This window comes from Bosea sp. 29B (assembly GCF_902506165.1).
GTDB lineage: Bacteria > Pseudomonadota > Alphaproteobacteria > Rhizobiales > Beijerinckiaceae > Allobosea.
This window is the reverse complement of the sequence record NZ_LR733817.1, coordinates 2,850,287-2,872,998: the sequence shown is the minus strand read 5'-3', so window position 1 is coordinate 2,872,998 and position 22,712 is coordinate 2,850,287. Positions and strand designations below refer to the sequence as shown.

The 22,712-nt window shown below is 66.5% G+C and carries 21 protein-coding genes and 1 tRNA gene; 3 read left to right on the top strand and 19 right to left on the bottom strand.

Features of this window, described 5'->3' with window-relative positions; all coding sequences use genetic code 11:
• Window positions 1–11: 11 nt before the first annotated feature.
• The 11 genes from GV161_RS14070 to GV161_RS14020 form a co-directional block, all read right to left on the bottom strand.
• Complete coding sequence (locus tag GV161_RS14070; protein WP_152012586.1) at window positions 12–1,772, bottom strand: cbb3-type cytochrome c oxidase subunit I; 1,761 nt, start codon at window positions 1,770–1,772, stop codon at window positions 12–14.
• A 63-nt stretch (window positions 1,773–1,835) separates the two neighbouring features.
• Complete coding sequence (locus GV161_RS14065; RefSeq protein WP_152012587.1) at window positions 1,836–2,651, bottom strand: cytochrome c oxidase subunit II; 816 nt, start codon at window positions 2,649–2,651, stop codon at window positions 1,836–1,838.
• A gap of 446 nt (window positions 2,652–3,097) precedes the next feature.
• Entirely contained in the window at window positions 3,098–3,487 is a 390-nt protein-coding gene (locus GV161_RS14060; RefSeq protein ID WP_152012618.1) for a cytochrome c family protein, read from the bottom strand.
• A gap of 421 nt (window positions 3,488–3,908) precedes the next feature.
• Window positions 3,909–4,457, bottom strand: a complete 549-nt coding sequence (locus GV161_RS14055; RefSeq protein WP_152012588.1) for a peptidylprolyl isomerase — start codon at window positions 4,455–4,457, stop codon at window positions 3,909–3,911.
• On the bottom strand, window positions 4,457–6,220 hold the full coding sequence (locus GV161_RS14050) for an ABC transporter ATP-binding protein (RefSeq protein ID WP_152012589.1): 1,764 nt from the start codon (window positions 6,218–6,220) through the stop codon (window positions 4,457–4,459). The genes GV161_RS14055 and GV161_RS14050 overlap by 1 nt, the downstream gene beginning before the upstream one ends.
• Window positions 6,217–7,050, bottom strand: coding sequence for an ABC transporter permease (locus GV161_RS14045; RefSeq protein ID WP_201303017.1), 834 nt, complete (start codon window positions 7,048–7,050; stop codon window positions 6,217–6,219). The genes GV161_RS14050 and GV161_RS14045 overlap by 4 nt, the downstream gene beginning before the upstream one ends.
• 4 nt (window positions 7,051–7,054) lie before the next feature.
• Window positions 7,055–8,008: an ABC transporter permease gene (locus tag GV161_RS14040; protein WP_152012590.1), complete on the bottom strand. Its 954-nt coding sequence runs from the start codon at window positions 8,006–8,008 to the stop codon at window positions 7,055–7,057.
• 53 nt (window positions 8,009–8,061) lie between these two features.
• Window positions 8,062–9,618, bottom strand: coding sequence for an ABC transporter substrate-binding protein (locus tag GV161_RS14035; protein WP_152012591.1), 1,557 nt, complete (start codon window positions 9,616–9,618; stop codon window positions 8,062–8,064).
• A 24-nt stretch (window positions 9,619–9,642) separates the two neighbouring features.
• Window positions 9,643–10,851, bottom strand: a complete 1,209-nt coding sequence (locus GV161_RS14030; RefSeq protein ID WP_152012592.1) for an aminotransferase class V-fold PLP-dependent enzyme — start codon at window positions 10,849–10,851, stop codon at window positions 9,643–9,645.
• Between the two features lie 34 nt (window positions 10,852–10,885).
• The gene (locus GV161_RS14025; protein ID WP_152012593.1) at window positions 10,886–11,908 is read right to left on the bottom strand and encodes an amino acid ABC transporter substrate-binding protein; all 1,023 of its coding nucleotides are present in this window, start codon (window positions 11,906–11,908) and stop codon (window positions 10,886–10,888) included.
• A 35-nt stretch (window positions 11,909–11,943) separates the two neighbouring features.
• A complete protein-coding gene (locus tag GV161_RS14020) occupies window positions 11,944–12,924 on the bottom strand; it encodes a N(4)-(beta-N-acetylglucosaminyl)-L-asparaginase (protein WP_152012594.1) in 981 nt (326 codons plus the stop codon).
• A 232-nt stretch (window positions 12,925–13,156) separates the two neighbouring features.
• On the opposite strand from GV161_RS14020, the gene GV161_RS14015 reads away from it, so the two are divergent.
• A complete protein-coding gene (locus GV161_RS14015; protein ID WP_159650259.1) occupies window positions 13,157–13,849 on the top strand; it encodes a GntR family transcriptional regulator in 693 nt (230 codons plus the stop codon).
• A gap of 108 nt (window positions 13,850–13,957) precedes the next feature.
• Here the strand turns inward: GV161_RS14015 and GV161_RS14010 are convergent.
• The 5 genes from GV161_RS14010 to GV161_RS13990 form a co-directional block, all read right to left on the bottom strand.
• Window positions 13,958–14,048, bottom strand: a tRNA-Ser gene (locus GV161_RS14010).
• A gap of 96 nt (window positions 14,049–14,144) precedes the next feature.
• Window positions 14,145–14,345, bottom strand: coding sequence for a hypothetical protein (locus GV161_RS14005; protein ID WP_152012596.1), 201 nt, complete (start codon window positions 14,343–14,345; stop codon window positions 14,145–14,147).
• 234 nt (window positions 14,346–14,579) lie between these two features.
• The gene (locus tag GV161_RS14000; protein ID WP_244623913.1) at window positions 14,580–15,644 is read right to left on the bottom strand and encodes a branched-chain amino acid ABC transporter substrate-binding protein; all 1,065 of its coding nucleotides are present in this window, start codon (window positions 15,642–15,644) and stop codon (window positions 14,580–14,582) included.
• A 208-nt stretch (window positions 15,645–15,852) separates the two neighbouring features.
• A complete protein-coding gene (locus GV161_RS13995) occupies window positions 15,853–16,638 on the bottom strand; it encodes a DUF2182 domain-containing protein (RefSeq protein ID WP_152012598.1) in 786 nt (261 codons plus the stop codon).
• Window positions 16,639–16,676: 38 nt separating this feature from the next.
• Complete coding sequence (locus tag GV161_RS13990) at window positions 16,677–17,468, bottom strand: DUF899 domain-containing protein (RefSeq protein ID WP_152012599.1); 792 nt, start codon at window positions 17,466–17,468, stop codon at window positions 16,677–16,679.
• Window positions 17,469–17,706: 238 nt separating this feature from the next.
• Between GV161_RS13990 and GV161_RS13985 the strand changes: the two genes are divergently transcribed.
• A complete protein-coding gene (locus GV161_RS13985; protein WP_152012600.1) occupies window positions 17,707–18,927 on the top strand; it encodes a helix-turn-helix domain-containing protein in 1,221 nt (406 codons plus the stop codon).
• Window positions 18,928–18,965: 38 nt separating this feature from the next.
• Window positions 18,966–19,592: a glutaminyl-peptide cyclotransferase gene (locus tag GV161_RS13980; RefSeq protein WP_152012601.1), complete on the top strand. Its 627-nt coding sequence runs from the start codon at window positions 18,966–18,968 to the stop codon at window positions 19,590–19,592.
• A gap of 6 nt (window positions 19,593–19,598) precedes the next feature.
• On the opposite strand, the gene GV161_RS13975 is transcribed toward GV161_RS13980, so the two are convergent.
• The 3 genes from GV161_RS13975 to GV161_RS13965 all read right to left on the bottom strand — a co-directional run bounded on the left by GV161_RS13975 (window position 19,599) and on the right by GV161_RS13965 (window position 22,691).
• Window positions 19,599–20,030, bottom strand: a complete 432-nt coding sequence (locus GV161_RS13975; RefSeq protein ID WP_152012602.1) for a hypothetical protein — start codon at window positions 20,028–20,030, stop codon at window positions 19,599–19,601.
• A 297-nt stretch (window positions 20,031–20,327) separates the two neighbouring features.
• Window positions 20,328–21,878, bottom strand: coding sequence for a hypothetical protein (locus GV161_RS31335; protein WP_201304692.1), 1,551 nt, complete (start codon window positions 21,876–21,878; stop codon window positions 20,328–20,330).
• A gap of 186 nt (window positions 21,879–22,064) precedes the next feature.
• Window positions 22,065–22,691 (bottom strand): transglutaminase-like cysteine peptidase, encoded by a 627-nt coding sequence (locus tag GV161_RS13965; RefSeq protein WP_152012603.1) that lies wholly within the window; start codon window positions 22,689–22,691, stop codon window positions 22,065–22,067.
• Between the last annotated feature and the right edge of the window lie 21 nt (window positions 22,692–22,712).

Sequence of the window (22,712 nt, the reverse complement as noted above, 5' to 3'; positions counted from 1 at the left end):
CGCGCATCTCCTCAAGCGGTCCGTGGTGTCGGCGGCTGGTTCTGCGGCAGGAAGTCCTGCGCGGCGCCGGGCACGCTGTAATCATAGGCCCAGCGGTAGACCACCGGCAGGGTCTTGCCCCAGTTGCCATGGGCGGGCGGCGTCTGCGGCGTCTGCCATTCCAGCGTGGTCGCATGCCAGGGATTGCCGCCGGCCGGCCGGCCGTGCCGGACGCTCCAGACGAGGTTGAACAGGAAGACGAGCTGGGCCGCGCCGACGATAAGGGCGACAACCGTGATGAAGGCGTTCAGCGTTCCCACCGAAGGCGGGATGAAGGCCATCTGGCCGATCTCGTGATAGCGGCGCGGCACCCCCATCAGCCCGATATAGTGCATCGGGAAGAAGATCAGGTAGGCCCCGAGGAAGGTCACCCAGAAATGCAGCTTCCCGAGCATGTCGTCGAGCATCCGCCCGGTGACCTTCGGATACCAATTATAGATCGCCCCGAAGATCACCAGGATCGGCGCGACGCCCATCACCATGTGGAAATGGGCGACGACGAACATCGTGTCGGAGAGCGGCACATCGACGACGACATTGCCGAGGAACAGGCCCGTGAGTCCGCCATTCACGAAGGTGACGATGAAGCCGAGCGCGAACAGCATCGGCACGGTGAAGTGGATGTCGCCGCGCCAGAGCGTCAGCACCCAGTTATAGACCTTGATCGCGGTCGGGATCGCGATGATCAGCGTCGTGGTGGCGAAGAAGAAGCCGAAGGCCGGGTGCATGCCGCTGACATACATGTGGTGCGCCCAGACGACGAAGCTGAGTGCGCCGATCGCCACCAGCGCCCAGACCATCATGCGGTAGCCGAAGATGTTCTTGCGCGCATGGGTGCTGATCAGGTCGGAGACGATGCCGAAGGCCGGCAGCGCGACGATGTAGACCTCGGGATGGCCGAAGAACCAGAACAGGTGCTGGAACAGGATCGGGCTGCCGCCCTTGTGGGCCAGCCGTTCTCCCATCATGACGATGGCCGGCATGAAGAAGCTTGTGCCGATCAGCCGGTCGAGCAGCATCATCACGGCGCCGACGAAGAGCGCCGGGAAGGCGAGCAGCGCCATCACGGTCGCCGTGAAGATGCCCCAGATCGTCAGCGGCATGCGCATCAGCGTCATGCCCCTGGTGCGCCCCTGCAGCACCGTCACGACGTAGTTCAGCCCGCCCATGGTGAAGCCGATGATGAACAGGATCAGCGAGACGAGCATCACGATGATGCCCCATTGCTGGCCGGGCGTGTTGGCGAGGATCGCCTGCGGCGGATAGAGGGTCCACCCTGCCCCCGTCGGGCCGCCAGGCAGGAAGAAGCCGGCGACGAGAACCAGCACGGCGAGGAAATAGATCCAGAAGCTCAGCATGTTGACATAGGGGAACACCATGTCCCGCGCGCCGAGCATCAGCGGGATCAGGTAGTTGCCGAAGCCGCCGAGGAACAGCGCGGTCAGCAAGTAGATCACCATGATCATCCCGTGCATGGTGATGAACTGATAGTAGCGGTCAGGGTCGATGAAGGAGAACGCGCCAGGGAAGCCGAGCTGCAATCGCATCAGCCAGGACAGGACGAGAGCGACCAGCCCGATCGACAGCGCCACCATGGAATACTGGATGGCGATGACCTTGGCATCCTGTGAGAAGACGTATGTCGTGATCCAGCTATGCGGATGATAGAGCTCGACATCGTCGACTTCTGCCGCCGACAGCGGTCCGGCTGCGTCATGCGTCACGTCGGCCATCGGAGCATCTCCTACTCCTCTCGGACGCGGCCCCTGTTCCGAGGCGCGATCCCGTATTAATCCCTAGTTCCTCGCCTGCGTCCTCACCGGTGCCTGGAGTTGGGCGAAGGTTTTCTGCTGCTGCAGCCAGGCCTGGTAATTGCCCTCCGGCTCGACGACGACATTGCCACGCATGAAAGTGTGGCCGGTGCCGCAGAGCTCGGCGCAAAGCACGTCGAAGGTGCCGGCCCGCGTTGGCGTGAACCAGTAATAGGTGACGCTGCCGGGGATCATGTCCATCTTGGCGCGGAACTCCGGCACGTAGAAATCGTGCACGACATCGACCGCGCGCAGCAGCATCTTCACCGGCTTGCCCAGCTGGAGGTGGAGGTTGTCGCCCTGGATGACGACGTCGTCCTGCCCGTTCGGATCTTTCGGGTCGACCCCGAGCGGGTTCTCCGGGCTGATATGAGCGACGTCGGAAGCGCCGAGCTTGCCGTCCGCGCCCGGCAGTCGATAGGCCCACTGCCATTGCTGGCCGATGACCTCGACCGTGGTGGCGTCCTTGGGAACCGTGACGAACTGGTGCCAGACGACGAGGCCGGGTGCGAGCATGGCGGCGACGCCGACGCCCGTGCCGATCGCGAGCCACCATTCGAGCCGCTTGTTCTCCGGCTCGTAGGCCGCGCGATTGCCCTCGCGATGGCGGAAGCGGAGGACGCAATAGGCCATGAACAGGACGACGGCCGCGAAGACGACGCCGGTGATCCAGAAGGTGATGATGATGGTGTCGTCGATATAGCCCCAATTGGAGGCGATCGGCGTCCACCACCACGGACTCAGGAAGTGGAACACCACCGAGCCGATCACGACCAGAGCCAGGACGACTGCGACACCCATCCCCTTCATCCTTGCCGAGGGCGGCAACGAACAGGAAGCAGGCCAGGAACCAAGCCATGCCGCAGCGCGGTCACGCGCCGCGGCCCTACGTCAACAAACTCGCTTTCGCCATGAAAACTGTGCCGGGACCCGAAACAGAGCGGGCCCATTGCTTAAAACGATCGAGGCCGACGAAGTCGGTGACAGCACATGGCCGGCGCAGGACGCGGGCCCGGCCGAGCGTGCCGTTAGGCTGCAAGTTCTGTTTCCTGCTCGCCATCGCCGAACCTTTGGTTCGCCTGGATGACCGCGCCAGCATCTGACGCACAAACTCTCAGCGGGACCGCGGGGCATTCGAGCCTTCGATCCAAAGTTGCTCTCATGTTGTCGCTCTGCACGAGCGAGTTGTCAATCAAACCTGCCGCGCAGCCTACCTTCGTCGCGGCTGCAATTGGAGATCGATCCGGCTATTTTTTCTTACCGTCAGCCTCAAATTGCTTGAGAAAGGTGACGATATCATCGATTTCCTGGTCCGATTTGAGGCCTGGAAACACCATCTTCGTATTTGGGATCTTGGCTTGCGGCCCCTTGATGTAGTCCCGGAACGTGGGCTCATCCCAGGTGATGCCGGAGTTCTTGTTGGCGGGCGAGTAGGTGTAGCCCTCGATCGAACCGGCCGGCCGGCCGAAAAGGCCATTCAGCTTCGGTCCGACGGCGTTCCTGGCCGTCTCCCCGATCTGGTGGCAGGCGCGGCACTTCTGGAAAACCTTCTCACCCGCGGCGGGATCGCCGGCCGCCCCGGCTGGATGGGACAGGGCAGCGAGCATCAAGGAGGCCAGCAAAATCAGGCGCCGCATCGAAGGTTCTCCTTCGAATTCGGAGGCGGCCTTTCCGCCAGACAGGCGACCGAGCCGCACAATCTCTCGCATCATATTTACACCATTGCCGGTCTCCCTCCAATGCGGGTCGAGGGCGTTGCGCCAATCCGGCCGAGGCAGCTTGATGCTGAGATCATCGAGCGGCAGCGCGCGCGGGTTGCGCAGCAGCACGGCTCGTTTCGATCGGTGCGTGATTGTCGGGCGCCGGAGACATGACGGAGGCAGCCAGGGAACCTCGACCTCGATTTCAACCGAGGGCCTCGTGCGGCCACATGCGGGCTGTTCTGTGTGGCGCCAGCTGACATTGGCCAGATGCCGAGAGGTTGACCTTCCTATGCCAAGGTAGCGCGTCAGATACTGGCTCGGTTTAGTCAATACAGCTCCGCGAGTGAACACCCCATCAGGACAGGCGGCCAATTTTCACGCGAAGCGGACTTTGCATGTATTCGGTCGGTTCCGCGTGTTCGACGATCTGCCGCACCACCTCGGTTCCGGACAGGACCTTGCCGAAGGCGGCAAAGCCTGCGCCGTCGCGATTGCGGCGCCCACCCTCATCGACTTCCGGCTGCGCCCCGATGCAGATGAAGAAACCGTGACCGCCGCTGCCGGGTGCGTTGCGGGCGAGCGAAAGCGTTCCGTCGAGATGGCGAAGCCCGGTCTGCGAGGTTGGCTCATGCGGCACGGGTGGCAACGGAGGCGCCCGGTTCTCATGCGGTGCGGGAGAGCCGAACTGGATCACCTCGATCGGGTGCACCGTACCCGCCGCCTGGTTCGCCAGCGTCACGATCCGGTAGATCATCGCATCGCTCAGGAAGCCGCCGTCGACATAGGCGAGAAAGTTCGCGGCGGTCAGCGGCGCGCGCGCTTCGTCGATGCCGAGGATGATCGTGCCCGCCTCGGTTTCCAGATAGACCCGTGTCAGGTCGCCGTGCTCCATATCGACCGCCATCACAGGGACGCTCCGAGCGGGCGCCGACGGCGCGGGCTGTAGGGTGTCATCCGCGGCACGGCACGCAACAGGTCCTTGGTGTAGTCTTCGCGCGGCGCCTCGAAGATCCGCTCGGTCTCGCCTTCCTCGACGAGGCGCCCGCCCTGCATGATCGCGACACGATCGGCGAACTGCCGGACCGTGCCCATGTCGTGCGAAATGAACAGATAGGTCAGGCCGCGTTCTTCCTGCAGGTCGGCAAGCAGGTTGAGCACCTGGGCCCGCACCGAGACGTCGAGTGCCGAAACCGCCTCATCGGCAATGATGAAATGCGGCGACAGGGCGAGCGCGCGGGCGATGGCGATGCGCTGGCGCTGCCCGCCCGAGAACTGGTGCGGATAGCGCTCTGCATGCTCAGCCTTGAGCCCGACGCGCTCCAGCAGTTCGGCGGCGAGCGCATGGCGCACCTCCGGCGACATCAGCCCGTGGATAGCGGGGCCGTCGCCGATCGCCTCGCCAATACTCCGGCGCGGATTGAGCGAGGCGTAAGGATCCTGGAAGATGGTTTGCACCTCGCGGCGAAAGCGCAGCAGATCCTCACCCGCGAAGTCACCGATGTCCCGGCCCGCATAAGTGATGCGACCGGAAGTGGGCTGGTCCAGCCTTGCGACGCAGCGGCCGAGCGTGCTTTTGCCAGAGCCGGATTCGCCGATGATCGCCAGCGTCTGTCCGGCCGGCACCGTCAGGCTGACGCCGCCGACGGCATGGACGGTATCGAGCGGGCGGCCTGTCCATGAGCGCCGCGTGACGAAATCACGGCGCAAATCCCGGATCTCGAGAAGCGCTTCACTCTGCCCCACCCCTGCGGCAGCAGGATGGGGCGCAGCGACGGCGGCGGCAACGCGTGGACCGGCCGACGCCTTTTCACTCCGCACCGGCTCGGCTAGCGTGGCGAAGCGGCGCCCTGCCACGCGCGGCGCATCGACATCCGGCGCGGCCGCCAGCAGCGCCTGCGTATAGGGATGCTCGGGTGCCGAAAAGATCTGCGCGACATCGCCCTGCTCGACCACCTTGCCGTGATAGAGCACGACGACACGGTCGGCGATCTCGGCGACCACGCCAAGGTCATGGGTGACGAAGAGCAAGGCAGAGCCCAGCTCCGCCTGCATCTCGAACAGCAGGTCAAGCACCTGTGCCTGGACGGTGACGTCCAAGGCTGTGGTCGGCTCGTCCGCAATGATCAGCGCCGGCTGGAGAGCGCAGGCGATCGCAATCATCACGCGCTGGCGCATGCCACCGGAAAGCTGATGCGGATAGGCTCGCGCACGTGCTGCCGGGTTGCGGATGCCAACCCGCTCCAGCAGCGCGACCGCGCGTTCCGCAGCGTCCTTCTGCGACAACCCGGTGTGGATGCGAAGCACCTCGGCAATCTGGTCGCCGACGCGTCTTGCCGGGTTCAGCGCCGTCATCGGTTCCTGGAAGATCATCGCGATCTGCGCGCCACGGACGTGGTTCATGTCCGCTTCCGGCAGGGAGAACAGGTCCCGCCCCTGGAAAGCGACATGGCCTTGAACCTTGCCGGGCGGTTCGATCAAACGCATCAGCGAAAGCCCTGTCACCGATTTGCCCGAGCCGGATTCGCCGACAAGGCAGACGACTTCGCCGCGACGGATGTCGAAGCTGATATCGTCGACCGCGCGCACCAGCCCGCCCGGCGTCGCAAACTCCGTGATCAGGCCGCGGACCGACAGCAAAGCGGGCTCGTCCTTGACGGTTCCGCTCATCGTTGCAGCTCCGGGTTCAGCCGGTCCTGCAGCCAGTCGCCGACGATGTTGACCGCCAGAACGGTGACGAAGAGTGCCAGGCTCGGCACCAGAACGGGCCAGGGGTTGGTGAAGATGTAGTTCTTCAGCGTGCCGACCATCTGCCCCCATGAGGGCGTCGGAGGCTGGACGCCGAGGCCCAGAAAGCTCAGGCCCGCCTCCATCAGCATGGCGAAGGAGAAGGTCAGCGAGGCCTGCACGGCGATGACCGAGCGCATATTGGGCAGGATCTCGCGGCGGATCAGCCAGAGCCGCCCGGCGCCGAGCGAGCGGGCGGCCAGCACATGGTCGCGCGCCCGGATGCTGCGCGCCATGCCGTAGGAGACGCGGGCGAATTGCGGGCAGTAGAGCAGGCCGATGGTCGCGACCAGCGCCGGCAGGCTGCCACCGAGGAAGGCCAGCACGACGATCGCGACGAAGATCTCCGGCAGCGAGACGAAGACATCGACGATGCGCATGGCCGCTCCTTCGGCGCGCGGGCCGAGAAAGGCGATGGCTATGCCGAGCGGTACGCCGATGCTGCCGGCGAGAAGCACCGCGGCGGCGGCGACGGCGAGCGAGACGCGCCCGCCATAGGCGATGCGCGAGAACAGGTCGCGGCCCAGCTCGTCCGTGCCCAGCCAATGGGCGGCGGTGGGGGAGCCGAGAATGTTGAGCGGGTCGATCGCCAGCGGATCGGCCACGCCGAGCAGCGGCGCGAAGAGGGCTGCGCCGACGGTCATCGCGAGCGCCAGCATGGCGAGGCGCGTCGCGATGTCCATGGTCCTGATCAGGGCTGTGACGGTCGTCACCGACTCAGCCTCCGGTTCCGACGCGCGGATCGACCAGGCCCTGCGCCAGGTCGATCAGCAGGCTGATCAGGATGAAGATCGCGAAGATCGCCAGAAGGCTGCCCTGCATCAGCGAATAGTCGCGGGCGAAGGAGGCGCTGACGAGCAGCGAGCTCAGCCCCGGCCAGTCGAACAGCGCCTCGACGATGACCGTGCCGCCAAGCAGGTTTCCGGCGCGGATGCCGATGATGGCGATGACCGGCACGAGTGCGTTCGGAAGGGCGTGGAGCGTCATCGCCTTGCCGCGCGAGAGCCCCTTGGCGCGGGCGAGCCGGACATAGTCCTTGGCCATGCTGTCGATGAGGCTGGCCCGCGTCATGCGTGCCACCACGCCCATGAAGTTGATGCCGATCGCAAGCGAAGGCAGCACGAGGCAGGAAAGGTGCAGCAACGGATCCTCGGCGAAGGCGACATAGCCGGAGGACGGCAGGAGATTGAGCCAGAGGCTAAAGATCAGCACCAGCAGGATGCCCGAGACGAAGACCGGGGCGGAGAAGCCGGCGACCGCGATCACCGAGGCGACCATGCCCGGCAGCCTGCCGCGGTCCCGCGCCGCAATGACGCCGAGCGGCAAGCCGAACGCGACCGCGACGAGCAACCCGCCCGCGATCAGTTCGAGACTGCGGGGAATCCGGCGCAGCAGTTCACCGAGCACCGGCTCGCCGTTGCGCAGCGAAACCCCGAGATTGCCCTGCAGCAGATTGCCGGCCCAGGACAGGAACTGCGCATGCAGCGGCCGGTCGAGGCCGAGCTCGCGCGTCACGCGCGCCACGGCCTCCGGGTCGGCGCCCGCCTGCTCGCCGAGCAGCATCACGACCGGATCGCCCGGCAGCAGATGAATCGACGCAAAGACGACGATGCTCGCGAGAACGAGCGTCAGCAGCGCGGAGGCCAGTCTGCTTCCGATGAACTTCAACATTCCTCACCCGATCGCGAGGCGCCGGCGAACCGGCGGCCTCGCTCCTTGCGGCCTCAGTCGATCCACATCGTGGGCAGCGAGATGCCGGTGCTGCTCTCGTTCAGCGCGCCCGACAGATGCTGGTAGCCCTTGACGTTGCGGCGATAGGCCTGAGCCTGCTCGCGATAGTTCACGAACACCCAAGGGCTGGTCTCCAGCAGGCGCTCCTCGACCTTGGCGTAGATCGCCTTGCGCTTCGCCTCCTCGGCAGTAGCGCGGCCCTCGGCGAGCAGCTTTTCCAGCGCCTCGTCGCGATAGCCGATCGGCTTGGCCCAATAGGTGGAATCCGCGCCGAAATAGTAGGCGTAGGCGTCCGGGTCCGGCAGCTTCATCGAGACGCCGTAGAGCATGGCGTCGTAATTGGCCGCGTTCTTCCGTTCCATCAGATTGGCCCATTCGACCAGCCGGATGTTCACGGTGACGCCGATCTCCTTCAGGTTCGCCTGGATGACCTGCGCCGTGGTGGTGTAGATGCCGAGCCCCTGGAAGACGATCAGCTCGATCTCGAGCCCCTTGTCGTGGCCGGCCTGCGCCAGCAGCTGCTTCGCCTTGGCCGGGTCACGCTTGAAACGGCCATCCAGCTCCTTGTTGTAGAACGGCGCATCGGACGGCGTCGGCGGCCCGTAGATCGGCGAGCCGTGGCCGAAGAAGGCGGCTTTCGAGATCGCCTCGCGATCGACCGCATAGGCGATGGCCTGCCGAACCTTCGGGTCGTCGAACGGCTTGCGGGTGGCGTTGAACCAGATGTTCATGAAGGCGCCGCCGCTGGAATCGACCTTGAAGTTCGGCATGCGGCCGAGCATGTCGATATCCTTCCACGGCATGAAGTCGATCATGTCGAGCGAGCTGCTGCGCAGCGCGTTGACGCGCGCGTCGTCGCTCTTGATCATCCGCACCTCGACGCCGTTGAGATAAGGCTCCCCGGAGACGAAATAGGCCGGGTTCTTCTCCAGCACCGCGCGCACCAGCGGTTCGTATTGCTTCAGCACGAAGGGGCCGGTGCCGTTGGCCGACGCCTTCACATTGGCGCCGTTCTCGATCCATTTGCGCGAGACGATGGCGGCTTCCGGCAGGGCCATGATCGACAGCAGCGTCGCGTCCGGCTCCGGCTTCTCCACCTTCACGGTCTTGGCATCGATGATCGTGACGGTCGCGCCGAGCAGATTGGTGCGCAGGGTGGCTGCGCTCTTCGCATCGATGATACGGTCCAGCGAGAACTTGACGTCCTCGGCGGTCATCGGCGCGCCGTCATGGAAGGTCGTACCGGCCCGCAGATGGAAGATGATGGTCTTGGAGTCCGGCTGCTCCCAGCGCTCGGCGAGGCGCGGCACGATCGCGCCCTTGGCGTCGTAGCCGACCAGCGGGCTGTACAGCGCCTCGATGAGGACGCGCCAGGCGTTGCCGCCATAGACGTGCGGATCGAGATTGGTCACCTCCGTGACCGTGCCGTAGCGCAGCGTGCCGCCCTTCTTGGGCGTCTGCGCGAGGCCCGAGCCGGCAAAGCCAGGCAGCAGGCCGAAGACAGCGGCACCGAGCGCTGCCTGCGAGAATGAGCGACGGGAAATGGTCATGCTGGTTCCCCTGTTCTGGTTGCTTCAGGCCGCCGGCAGCGCCGCGATCAGGCGGTCGATCTCGGCGATGTCGTTGTAGTAGGAGGGCGAGATCCGCATGCGGCCGCCACGCATGGCGAGGTCGATGCCCGCCTCCTTCAAGCGGGCCTCGATCTCCTCGCCGGGCCGGGTCGGATGGCGGAAGGACAGGTTGCCGGAGCGCTCGCCTTCGCCGAACGGGCTGACGATCTCGTAGCCGCGCCGGCGCAGTTCCTCGGCGGCGTGGGCGTTCAGGCCGAGGATGTGGGCCTCGATCGCGACCGGCGTCAGCTGCAGCTGCAGGCGGACCGCGGCGTCGAGGCCCCAGATGCCCGGGAAATTGACCAGAGCTTCCTCGAAGCGGCCGGCATCGGGCCGGTAGCTCAGCTCATAGTCCATATGGGCTTCATGCTTGCCGACGCTATGATAGCCGACACTCGGCGGGTCGAGCAGGTCCAGCGCATCGCGGCGGCAATAGAAGAAGCCGGTGCCGATCGGCGCCAGCATCCACTTGTGGCCGCCGACGGACATGAAATGCACGCCGAGCCGCTCGACATCGATGGCGAGTACGCCGGCCCACTGGATCGCGTCGAGATTGAGCAGAACGCCCTTCTCATGGCACAGCGCCGCGGTCGCCTCGATATCGTGGCGGAAGCCGTTCGAGAACTGGACGGCGCTGATCGAGACCAGGCGGGTGCGGCTGTCGATCAGGGCGCGGATGTCGTCGACGAGGATGCGGCCGTCGCGGTTCTTCACCCAGCGGATCGAGACGCCACGCTTGGCGAGCTTCATCCAGCAATAGACGTTCGAAGGGTACTCGATATCGGGCAGGATCAGGTTGTCGCCTTCCCTCCAGTCGAGCCCGTTGGCGACGTTGACCAATCCTTCCGTGGTGTTCTTGACGAAGGCGATCTCCGAACGCCGTGCGCCGATCAGGCGGGCGACGCGATCCTTGATCGCAGTGTCGGTATGCTCGCACCAGCGCGGATAGTCGTTGCGGCCATTGTCGCGGACATTCGCCAGGAAGCGCTCCACGCCTGCGATAACGGGCAGCGACAGCCCGCCGATCGAGGCGTTGTTCAGATAGCAACGCCGCTGCTTGATCGGAAAGAGCGCACCGACGCTGGCCAGCGTCTGGTGGCCGATGCCGTCGGGATCGGCGGCGAAGAGATCCGTCCGCGGGACGGGTGCTGCGGCGAAGGCCACGCTGTTCACGGCTCAACTCTCCTTGTCGGGCATATCGATGCGGTCAGCGGACCGGCGGGGCGAACTGGATGCCGCCCCTGGACCACAGGTTGTTCAGTCCACGCGGCAGGTTGATCCGGCTCCCGGAGCCGAGATTGTGCTCATAGGACTCGCCGTAATTGCCGACATGCCTGACGATCCGGGCGATCCAATCCGGCGTCAGGCCCAATCCCGCCCCGAACTTGCCCTCGACACCGAGAAGGCGGCGCACCTCGGGATTGTCGGATTTCAGCATCTCCGCGAGGTTGCCCTGGGTCACGCCCAGCTCCTCGGCATTGATGAGGGCGAAGACGGTCCAGCGCACGATGTCGAACCACTCGTCGTCGCCCTGGCGGACATACGGGCCGATCGGCTCCTTCGAGATGATCTCGGGCAGCAGGACGTGCTCAGCCGCATCGGCCATCTTTAGGCGATAGGACACGAGCTGGGATATGTCGGTCGAGATCGCGTCGCAGCGGCCGCTCTCATAGGCCTTGACGGTCTCGTCGATGCCCTGGAACGCCACGACCTCATACTTCATCTTGTTGACGCGGAAGTGGTCGGCCAGGTTCAGCTCGTTGGTCGTGCCCTGCACGGTGCAGATCGAGGCGCCATCGAGTTCCTTGACCGACTTGATCCCGGCCTTGGCGCGGACCTGGAAGCCCTGGCCGTCGTAATAGTTCACCGCGGTGAAGTTCAGCCCCTGGCCGGCATCGCGACTCAGCGTCCAGGTGGTGGTACGCGGCAAAACGTCGATCTCACCGGTCTGGAGCGCGGTAAGACGATCCTTGCTGGCGAGCGGAACGAACCTGATCTTGCCCGGGTCGTCAAAGATCGCAGCCGAGAGCGCCCGGCAGACATCGACGTCGAGCCCCGACCAGTTGCCCTGGCCGTCCGCGATGCTGAAGCCGGCGATACCGGTGCTGGTGCCGCAGAGGAGTTGCCCGCGCTGCTTGACCCGCTCGAGTGTGCCCTGCGCCTGCGCTGCAGCGCCTGTCAGCAACACGCCGGCGAACGCCGCGAGGGTCAGCTTGCTGAGCGATGTCATCGTCATTCTCCGGACTGAGGGGCAGAAGCGGCCGATCACAGGGCCATACGCTCGTAGCGAAGGTGGGCCGTGGGCTTCGGAGCGGCATCCTCGCTGATCGTGACGATCTCGCAGGGCTGGCTGCTCGGAGCGGCCTCGCCGGCGCGCCAGAGCCAGTAATGGTTCTCGGGCAGACCATTGACCGCGATGACCTTGTGGCCATCGGCGGCGTCGATGGCGTGGATCGTGACCCGGCCGATCAGCCCGCCCTTGAGTGCACGCATGTCGTCAACGGCCTCGAGCACCGCTTCTTCGACGCTCATGCCCATCTTCATGTAGAGCACGACGGCGCGAGAGGTGCCGGCGCGGATGCTCATCTCCCCGACGCCGGTGCAGGCGCAGGCGCCGTAGCGGCTGTCGGCATAGGAGCCGGCCCCGATGATCGGGCTATCGCCGAGGCGGCCGGGATATTTCCAGCCCCAGCCCGACGTGCTCGTGCCCGCGCCGATATGGCCCTGCGCATCGCGCGCCAGGAAGACGGTGGTATCGCGGCCGATCTCGGGGTCGATCGCCTGCTTGCACAGCTCCGCCATCGGAACGTCTGGCCAGCGCGCCCGATCGGCCTCGCCGACCTCGTCGCGGAACCAGCGCTCCCAGGCATCGCGGGCGTGCGGCATCAGCAATTCGCCGGCCTCAGCGCCGATCTCCGTGGCGAAGCGGCGCGCGCCTTCGCCGACCAGAAGCTCATGCGGCAGCCTTTCCAGGACCTGGCGCGCGATGCTGACCGGGTGAAGATAGCCGATCAGCGAGCCGATGGCGCCGGTCCGCAGGGTTGTGCCGTCCATCACGGAGGCGTCGAGCTCGACCTCACCGAGCAGATTCGGCCAGCCACCCCGCCCGACGGTGCGGACCTCCTCGCTCGCCTCGACCAGCCGGATGCCGGCTTCGATCGCATCCAGCGCGGCCGCGTTGCGGCCGAGCGCCATGGCCGTTGCCGCGATCCCGCAGGCTCCTTCATTGTTGCTGATGGCGATCACAGTCGGTTCCGGGCACTTTGAATATTGAATCCAATTTTTCTTACGATGGCTTTGAAGCGCGCGCAATAGGGCAGGACGACACGATTTATCTGTCTATTTCAGATGCGAAGCGCCGATTTCGTCTGGATGCAATCTGACGTGAATGCTAACCTCCTGTTTCCAACCTATGGAAATCCGTGGATCGGCGGGGCAGCAATCGCTCCAGCTCGGTTGCTTACGAGTATGCTTTGGAATGCCGGAAACCATTCTGTCGAAAAAGACATCGATGCTGCAGCGACAGACGACCACCGGGCGTGTCGCCGCCTTGATACGCGATCAGATCCTCTCGGGTGTCCTGCCAGAGGGGATGCAGCTTCGGCAGGAGAAGCTTGCTTCCGAGCTGGGCGTCAGCCGCGTTCCGATTCGGGAAGCCTTGCACCAGCTCGAGGCCGAAGGCCTCGTCACCTTGGAATCGCATAAGGGTGCCGTCGTATCAGGCCTTTCGATCGACGACCTCGAAGAGGTCTACGAGATCCGCGCCCGTCTCGAGACCTGGCTGCTCGAGCTGTCGATGCCGCTGCTGACGCAGCATGATTATGCACGGGCCGAAGAGCTTCTAGCCACGATGGCCAAGGACCAGAAGGACGAGCATTGGTCGAGCTTGAACTGGAATTTCCATTCGGCACTCTACGCGCCGGCCAACCGTCCGCAGACCCTGGAACTCATCCGCAAGCTCTACCTGAATGCCTACCGCCATTTCCCGCTTCCGATCCGGCTGACGGGCGGCAGGGACCGGATGCACCGCGAGCATGAGCTTCTGCTCGCGTTGTGCCGGGAGGGCGATGTCCAGCGTGCCAAGGATCACCTCGAACAGCACATCCTGATGGGCGCGCGTCAGCTAATCGGCCGGCTCAAAGCAATGCGCCGCCGCGATGCAGGCGATTGATGATCGCTTATGCGCATATGGCAGAGACGCTCTCCGCCCCCAAATAATTCCCCAAACCCGCGAGTCACGGTCGGGAAAAGATATTATTTCTCAGATAGATAGGGATAATGGCGGAGACGGAGGGATTCGAACCCTCGATACCCTTGTGGGGTATGCTCATTTAGCAAACGAGTGCCTTCAGCCTCTCGGCCACGTCTCCGTTGGAAGGCTCTATGCCCGATCGCGACCCGCTTTGACAAGCCGTCAGGACAAGCGATCGACAGACATCCCGCAGATTGCCTCGATCCGGGCCGTTTCAATAGCTACGAGTACGATCGATGCACTCGATCCAGGCCATCGCCTCGTCGAGCGTCGGGAAGACCGGGCCCGGCATCTGCGCATCCTCGGCCTCGCTCAGGCCGAAGCGGATGCCATAGCCGTCCGCCTCGCGCCGAATCGCGATCAGAGATGGCCTGGTGTGGGGCTTGGCGGCAGCGAAGGCATCGGCGACTGGCATGGGCACTTCCCGTTCGGTCGCTCGCACCAAAGCTTCCGCCACCTGAACGGTTTCCGAACGGCGCGTTCAGGGGAGCGCACCGTCATTGCGAGAAGCGTTAGCGACGAAGCAATCCCGGGGCGGCAGCGCTCTACGCCCTCCTGGATTGCTTCGCTGCGCTCGCAATGACGGGAAGACGAAAAAGGGCCCGCGGCATGCCGCAGGCCCCTTCCCTTGCCTCTCGAGGCACGTTCGTCAGTCGGCGGCGACGATCTTGCCGGCTTCCCACTTGTACATCGAGAAGCTCGGCGAGCTCAGATCGCCGGTCTTGCCATAGGTCAGGGTGCCGATCGCGGTCTTGGCCTCGAGGCCAGCCTTCAGGGCCCTGGCGACCGCATCGGCCTTGGCGTCCTTGCCGACCTTCTCGATGCCGGCCTTCAGCACTTCGACGGCGGCGTACGCGTTGAGCGTGAAGGCCTCCGGCGGGATGCCCTTCTCCTTCAGCACCGCCACCGCCTCGGCCGAGGCCGGGTTCTTCAGCGCGTCGGTCGCGTTGGTGAAGAGCGTGCCGGCCGCGGTGTCGCCGCCGATCGCCCAGAGCTCGGTGTTGGACAGGCCCTCGCCGCCGATGATCGTCGCCTTGACGCCGGCATCGTGCAGCTGGCGGGCGAGAAGGCCGCCCTCGGGATGGTAGCCGCCGAAATAGATCAGCTCGGCACCGCCCGACTTCAGCCGGGTGATCACGGCCGCCAGATCCTTGTCGCCCGGGTTCAGCGTGAGATAGGCGACTTCGGTGATGCCGCCGGCATTGATGCCCTTCTTGAAGGAATCGGCGAGGCCTTTGCCATAGGTGCCCTTGTCGTGGACGATGGCGACCTTCTTGCTCTTCAGGTTCTTCAGGACATAAGCAGCTGCGACCTCGGCCTGCTGGTCGTCGCGGCCGCAGGTGCGGAAGACGTTGCCGAGGCCGCGGCTGGTCAGGGCCGGCGAGGTCGCGGTCGGCGTCACCATCAGAACGCCGCTCTCGGCGAAGACGTCGGAGGCCGCCATGGCGACGCCCGAGGTCACCGGACCAACGACGAAGCGGACCTTGTCGCCGACCAGCAGGTTGGCCGCCGAGACGCCCTGCTTCGGGTCGCCAGCATCGTCGGCAAGCTTCAGGACGACCTTCTCGCCGCCGATGCCGCCCTTCTTGTTGATCGCGTCGACGGCGGCCTGGGCGCCGTTCTTGACCTGCTCGCCATAGGCCGCGACCGCACCGGTCAGCGGAGCGAGCAGGCCGATGGTGATGTCGGCGCGTGCCGGCGCCCCGGCAAACATCGCCGTGGCGAACGCCGCTCCGATCAGAAACTGGGCTTTGAGCGTCATGTGCGTCTCCTCGTGAACCGTACAATTTTTGCGTGCGACCCGACCCGTGGATCGCCTGCGACCTGTATAGGCCAGAGCGAGGCATCGCGGCACTGCGTGGCGCGTTTCTGAGCAGATGCAAAAATGCATGGCAGGCATGGCGGCCGCGCACCGGCCCGGCTCAGAGTTGCCAGAGCGCCTGCATCAGCTGGACCGCGCCCGCGCCGAGCATCAGGCCGCCGATGCCGCGGGCGACTCGCTCCCCGGCCGATGCGAGCCGTTCGGCGGTGGCCGCCAGTGCGACGACGGCCATGCTGCGCAGGTCCATCACGCCGCCGACGAGCAGCAGCGCGGTCAGCCCGGCACAGGAGGCGCAGCAGGCAAGGCCGAGCCGCAGCCCGTGCCCGATCGCGGTCGCCGCGCCGATATCTTGCCCGGCGACGTCCGAGCAATGAGCGAGCATGGCCAGCTTCCAGCGGGACAGCTGGAAGAGGCCAGCGGCGATCACCGCAAAACCGGCCATGAACGGCACGGCGCGAGCCAGAAGCGGCCAGCGCAGCGCAGCCTCCAGCAGGAGAACGCCGCCGGTGAAAACCGCCAGGCCAAGCCCGGTCCAGACAAGGAGGTAGGCAAGGCCGGCCCATGCGGTGAAGAGACTCGGGCGAGCGACATCCGCTGCAGCTGCGCCCTCCCGGAGCCGCCAGAGCACCGGCGTGAGCGAGGGCAGCATCATCGCGGTCATCATGACCGCCCACATGCCGAGGAAAGCCCCGGCGGCAGCGGGCCAGGAGCCGCCGCAGAGCGGCGTCCAGGCCGTCGACATCGACCAGCCACCGGCCATCGGCACCTCGCCCATATCGGCCATGGCGAGGCAGATCGCGACGGTCGCAGCCGTGCTGGCGATGAACAGGAGGATGCAGACAGCGAGGAAGACGCGGCCGGCATCGGCGACGGAGACGCCGGACATAATGTCCGGCGCCCCGCGATCAGTCTGTGCCCGGGGGCTCAGGCACAGCATGATTGCGCCGTCGCGGCTGCCGATGCGGGATAGGCGTCGCGGAGGCGCCACCAGGGCCCGGCGGGCTCATTGCGGCCCTTCGGGGCGCGATCGAGCCAGGGATACATGCTCCAGATCGCGTCCATGCCGCGGGCATAGCTGGAATAGGTGTGGTAGATCGCGCCGTCCTCGCGGATGAAGGCGCTCATCCCGGGCCGCTCGCGCATATAGCCTCCCGGCGTCGTGCCGCTCTGCACGGCGAGCGCGGAGACGATGCCGTTGCTGCTCCAGTCGATCTGCGGCTCGCGCTGGAAATTGTAGTCGACCGCGCCCCGCCGCTCCTGCTCCTCCGTGAAGGAGGCGCTGAAGTCGAAGTTGAAATCGCCCGTCGCGGAGGAGGCCCAGGGGAAACTCCAGCCCATGCGCCGCTTGAAGGCGACGAGCTTGTCGAGCGAGGCCAGCGACACGGCGGTCAGCGTCACGTCATGGCTGGCGAGATGGATATGGATGCCGTTGAAGCCGTCGGCGATCAGTGAGCAGGACGGGCAGCCGGCGGAAAAATCCGGCCCGAACATGAAGTGGTAGATCAGGAGCTGCGAGCGTCCGGCGAAGAGATCCTCGAGCCCGACCTGCCCCGCTTCGGTGGTAAAGCGATAGTCCTTGTCGACCCTGACCCAAGGCAGAGCCTGGCGCTGCAGCGCCACGGCATCGCTCTGCTTGGTCAGTGCCTTCTCGGCCGCGAGCAGGTCTAACCTCGCCTTGAGCCAGTCCTCCCGGGAGCCGGTGAGATGAGCCGTCATGATGCTTGCTCCTGTCTTCGGTTGACATTCGCCGCTCGCCGTTTCGCGATGCGGCGTCGCGATCAGGGGTAGGCCCGGGGCGACAGGAAGCGGGAGTGACAAGTTTGGCGGGATTTCGGGCTGGAGCGGGATGCGAAAAAGTGGGAACCGGTTTTTCGCAGGAATCCCGCTCTAAACTTTTGGAATCGATCACGATGATTTTGGATCGAATCGATCCAAAATCATCGTGATCTAAGCCATGGACTCGCTGATCACGGCGGCCGGGCGGGCGCTGGCGGCGGGCGATCCGTTCGGGGCGCTCAACCATGTCGCGCTGCGCGAGGATGCGCCGGCGCTGGCGCTGCGCGGCATCGCCATGGCGCAGCTCGGTGACCTCGCCAGGGCCAAGACGCTGCTCAAGCGCGCCGGCCAGGGCTTTGGCGCGAAGGAGCCGGTGGCGCGGGCGCGCTGCATCCTGGCCGAGGCTGAAATCGCCCTGGTCTCGCGCGATCTCGGCTGGCCGGCCAAGGCGCTCGATGCGGCGCGCGCCGTGCTCGAAGCCTATGGCGACCGCCTCAACGCCGCCCATGCCCGCACGATCGAGGTGCGTCGGCTGCTCCTGATCGGCCGGCTCGGCGAGGCCGAGCGCGTGCTCGCCGGTTTCGACGAGAGCCCGCTGCCGCCGGCGCTGGAGGCGGCGCGCGCGCTCGCGATCGGCGGCATCGCGCTCAGACGGCTGCAGGCGGAGCCGGCTCGCGCGGCGTTTGCGCGGGCGGCGGAGGCGGCCGGGCGCGCCCGCATCCCGGCATTGGCGGCCGAGGTCGAGGCCGCCGCGCGCGTACTCGAGGCCCCGGCGGCGCGATTGATCCTCCACGGCACGGAGCGCCCGCTGCTGCTGGGCGAGGTCGCAGCGCTGCTCGCCTCCGGCGCCTTCGTCGTCGACGCCTGCCGCAATGTGATACGCGAGGCGGGCACGGCCGTGCCGCTCGCCACCCGCCCGGTGCTGTTCGCCCTCGCCCGCGCCCTCGCCGAGGCCTGGCCGGCGGATGTCTCGCGCGAAGACCTGCTGAAACGAGCCTTCCGGGCGAAGGAGGCGGATGAATCGCATCGCGCCCGCCTGCGGGTCGAGATCGGGCGGCTGCGCGCCGAATTGCACGGGATCGCCGAGATCAGCGCGACCCAGCGCGGCTTTGCCCTGACGCCGCACCGGGCGCGCGAGGTCGCGGTGCTGGCGCAGCCGCTGGAAGAGGCGCATGCCGACGTGCTCGCCCTCCTCGCCGATGGCGAGGCCTGGTCGAGCTCGGCGCTGGCGCTGGCGCTCGGCACCAGCCAGCGCAACATGCAGCGCGCGCTCGAGACGCTGGCGCAGACCGGCAAGATCCAGTCCTTCGGCAAGGCGCGGGCGCGGCGCTGGCTGACGCCGCCGGTGCCGGGTTTCCCGACAGCCTTGTTACTCCCGGCCCCGTTGCCGGATGGCTAGACCCTGTGGCGGTCCAACCGAACAGAGGAGATATTCTCATGACCAGGACAGCCAGGATCGTCCGCGAATACGGCCCCTTCCCCGGCATCGAGGCCGTGCACGGCGTCAGCTATGACGGCAGACAAGTCTGGTTCGCCTCGGGCGACAAGCTCAATGCGCTCGATCCGGAGAGCGGCGAGACGACCCGCAGCCTCGACATCCCCGCCCATGCCGGCACCGCCTTCGACGGCAAGCATCTCTATCAGATCGCCGAGGACCGCATCCAGAAGATCGATCCGGATAGCGGAAAGGTGCTCTCGACCATTCCGGCGCCGGCCGGCGGCGGCGATTCCGGCCTCGCCTGGGCGGAGGGCACGCTCTGGGTCGGGCATTATCGCGAGCGCCAGATCCACCAGATCGATCCGCAGACCGGCAAGGTGCTGCGCACGCTGCAGTCCAACCGCTTCGTCACCGGCGTGACCTGGAGCGATGGCGAGCTCTGGCACGCGACCTGGGAGAACGAAGAAAGCGAAATCCGCCGGGTCGACCCCGAAAGCGGCGAGATGCTCGACGCCATGCGCATGCCGGAAGGCACCTTCGTCGCTGGCATGGAAGCAGGCGGCGACCGCTTCTATTGCGGCGGCGGCGGCAAGAACGGCGTGGTCAGGGCGGTGGCCCGGCGCTGAGTCAGGTCAGCGGACGACGCGCCCGCGCTGTCGCGCACCGTTCGGCAGGCGGCAGGAGCAGACCGCACCGGCCCGAAGTCGATTTGGCGCGGCACAGCTCCGGCGCGACGTCCTGCAATAGGCTGTACCGACACTGCGCAGCGCAGGATCGCTCGCCGACCCGTAGCGCGGCATATAGATCGGGTTCGACGAGCGCGGCGCGCCCCGCGGCGTGCCGCCATAGTCGACCGGCGGACCGGCGCCGGGGATGCCGCCGGCACCTGGCGCGTGCAGCCTGATATCGGGCTGGTTATCGAAGATCGAGGGCGGGCCCAGGCCCTGGCTCGGACCGCCCGGGGTCAGCGGCGCATTGCCCGGCGTGCCGATCTGGGCGAGCGCCGGATGGGCGAGCAGCACTGCGGCCAGTGCCGGCACCAGCCATTTCCAATACGTCATCATCTCTCGCCTTCCGTTCGGCAGCCTTGCCCGGCAGTAATCCTATCGGATTAGTTCGAGCGACCTAAAGCTTTCACTCGAATAGAATAAAATCAAGCCAATACCGCATGCTATTGCTTAACGCGCCGGCCTGGCTGTGTTCATCTGGAACAAGCCATCCCGAATACATCTCTTTTTTGCGCTGAGCGGCCACTAGACCGCCCGGGCGGGAGGCACGTCATGCGATACCTGCAGAGCAAAATCGTTATTGCGGGACTTCTCGCGACCACGTCGACCTTTGCTTATGCCCAAGGGGCCGGCTCATGGCCGGAGTACCATGAGGGCTTCACGGTCAACGGCAGCCCGACGCCGCAGCCCCGCAGCGGCTGCGACCGCAAGCTCATCAGAGACAATTGGCTTTGGGAATGCAATTCGGCGGCACGCGACAACCCGTTCCGCCAAAGTGCAGCCTCGGGAGCAGGACCGACCCTGGCGGATGCCGGTGGCGTACAATACTACAACGCCACATCCCCGAACGGCCGCAGAACGCGCGCGCCGAGCCGGGATTGCATCATCGTGCAATATGACCGCGACCTGTTGTGGACGTGCCCGCCACGGACCACCGCGTCGATCGGCACGCCGGCACCCGCACCCCAGGGCGCCAACGCCGGCAATATCCAATACTACAGCGCCGTTTCCGCCAATGGCAGGCGCACGCGCGCTCCCAATGCCGCCTGCACGCTGATTCAGCAGGGCGGCAGCCAGTACTGGATGTGCCCGCCATTGACGACGGGAGCCTTGTCGTCCGGAGGGCCAAGCAGCGATTCGAACTCCGGAGGCAATGGCCGCAACGGAAATAACGGCTCGGCCGGCAGTGGAGATGGCAACTCCGGCAGCGGCGGATCGGGAAGCGGTTCGGCAAGCAACGGCAGCGGTGGCAGTGGCGGCGGCGGCAGCGGCGGCGGCAGCGGTAGCGGCGGCGGCAGCGGTGGCGGTGGCGGTGGCAGCGGCGGCGGCAGCGGTGGCAGTGGCGGTAGCGGTGGCGGCAGCGGAGGTAGCGGAGGTAGCGGCAGCGGTGGCGGCAGCGGTGGCGGCGGCGGCAGCGGCGGCAGCGGTGGCAGTGGCGGCGGTAGCGGCGGCGGCGGTGGCGGCAGCGGCGGTCCTGGCGGCGGTGGCCATGGTGGCGGTGGCGGCCACGGTGGTGGCGGTGGTCACGGCGGCGGGAATGGTGGCGGTGGCGGCCACGGTAGTGGCGGTGGTCATAACGGCGGTCATGGCGGCGGCGGTGGCCATGGTGGCGGTGGCGGCCACGGTGGTGGCGGCGGTCACGGCGGCGGTGGCCACGGAGGTGGCGGACACGGTAGCGGCGGCCACGGCGGTAGCGGGCACGGTGGCGGTGGCCACAGCGGCGGTGGTCACGGAGGTGGCGGAGGTCATGGCGACGGCGGTCACGGTGGCGGCGGCCATGGCGGCGGCAACGGCGGCAACGGCGGCAATGGTGGCCACGGCGGCGGCGGTAACGGAGGCAATGGCGGCGGAGGCCATGGCGGTGGCGGACACGGCGGTGGCGGTGGCCATGGCGGCGGAGGCAACGGCGGCGGCGGCAGTGGCGGCGGAGGTAACGGCGGCGGAGGCCACGGCGGTAACGGCGGTGGTGGCAACGGCGGCAATGGCGGCGGCGGAGGCCACGGCGGTGGCGGTGGCAATGGCGGCGGTAACGGCGGCAACGGCGGCGGCGGCAGTGGCGGCGGAGGTAACGGCGGCGGAGGCCACGGCGGTAACGGCGGTGGTGGCAACGGCGGCAATGGTGGCGGCGGAGGCCACGGCGGTGGCAATGGCGGCGGTAACGGCGGCAACGGCGGCGGCGGCCATGGTGGCGGCGGTCTCAGCCGTTGAGGCCAGGCTTGTACCCGATCAGGCTGGTCCGCAGCCTGATCGGATCATGCGCCCTCCAGCACGCACAACGATCCCAGCCTCGGCAAGGAGCCGGGCACCGAGACAAGCAAGTCCTCCGATGTCCCGGCTTCGCAGAACAGGTCTTCGCGGCGGCCGCTCCCCTCAGGGCCGATACGGACGCCGCGTCGCGGCAGTCACGGCAATATTGCCGCCATCGATCGCTTCCCAGGCACGGGGATTGGACTGCGACATGCGGGTGAAGAACAGATACCCGGTCTGCGTCCAGGGCAGCAGGCGGGAGGTCTTGTTGTCGAGAACGAGATCCCCCTCGGAGGTGGTCGCCATCAGCACCGCGTGTCCCTCGCCGGCCGGCGTGCCGACGACTGCGATCAGCAGGGCCGATGACGGCCAGCCCCGCTCGATCAGTTGCTTGCGCTTCAACAGCGCGAAATCCTCGCAATCGCCCTGCCCGTCGGACGGGATGCTCCAGACATCCTCGCGGCCATGATGCTCCCGGTCGGAGATTTCCGATATCGCGGAGTTCACCCGCGCATTGACCTCCTGCAGGTCGCGCTGGCGTTCCGGCGTCAACACAACCTGCCGCGTCAGAGCGCCGGACCGGCGGCATTCCACCGGGTTCCTGGCGCAGAAGTCGAGGAATGCCGGTGGCGGCGACGCCGGCCCGCGGGTCCGCGCCGCGAGCTGATCGGCCCTGGCAGCGCTCGGCGGATTTCCGGCGAGCAGCGCGATACCGAGCGCCCATGCCGTGATGAAGACAGGCATCGTCATGGTCGAAACCACATCGTCATG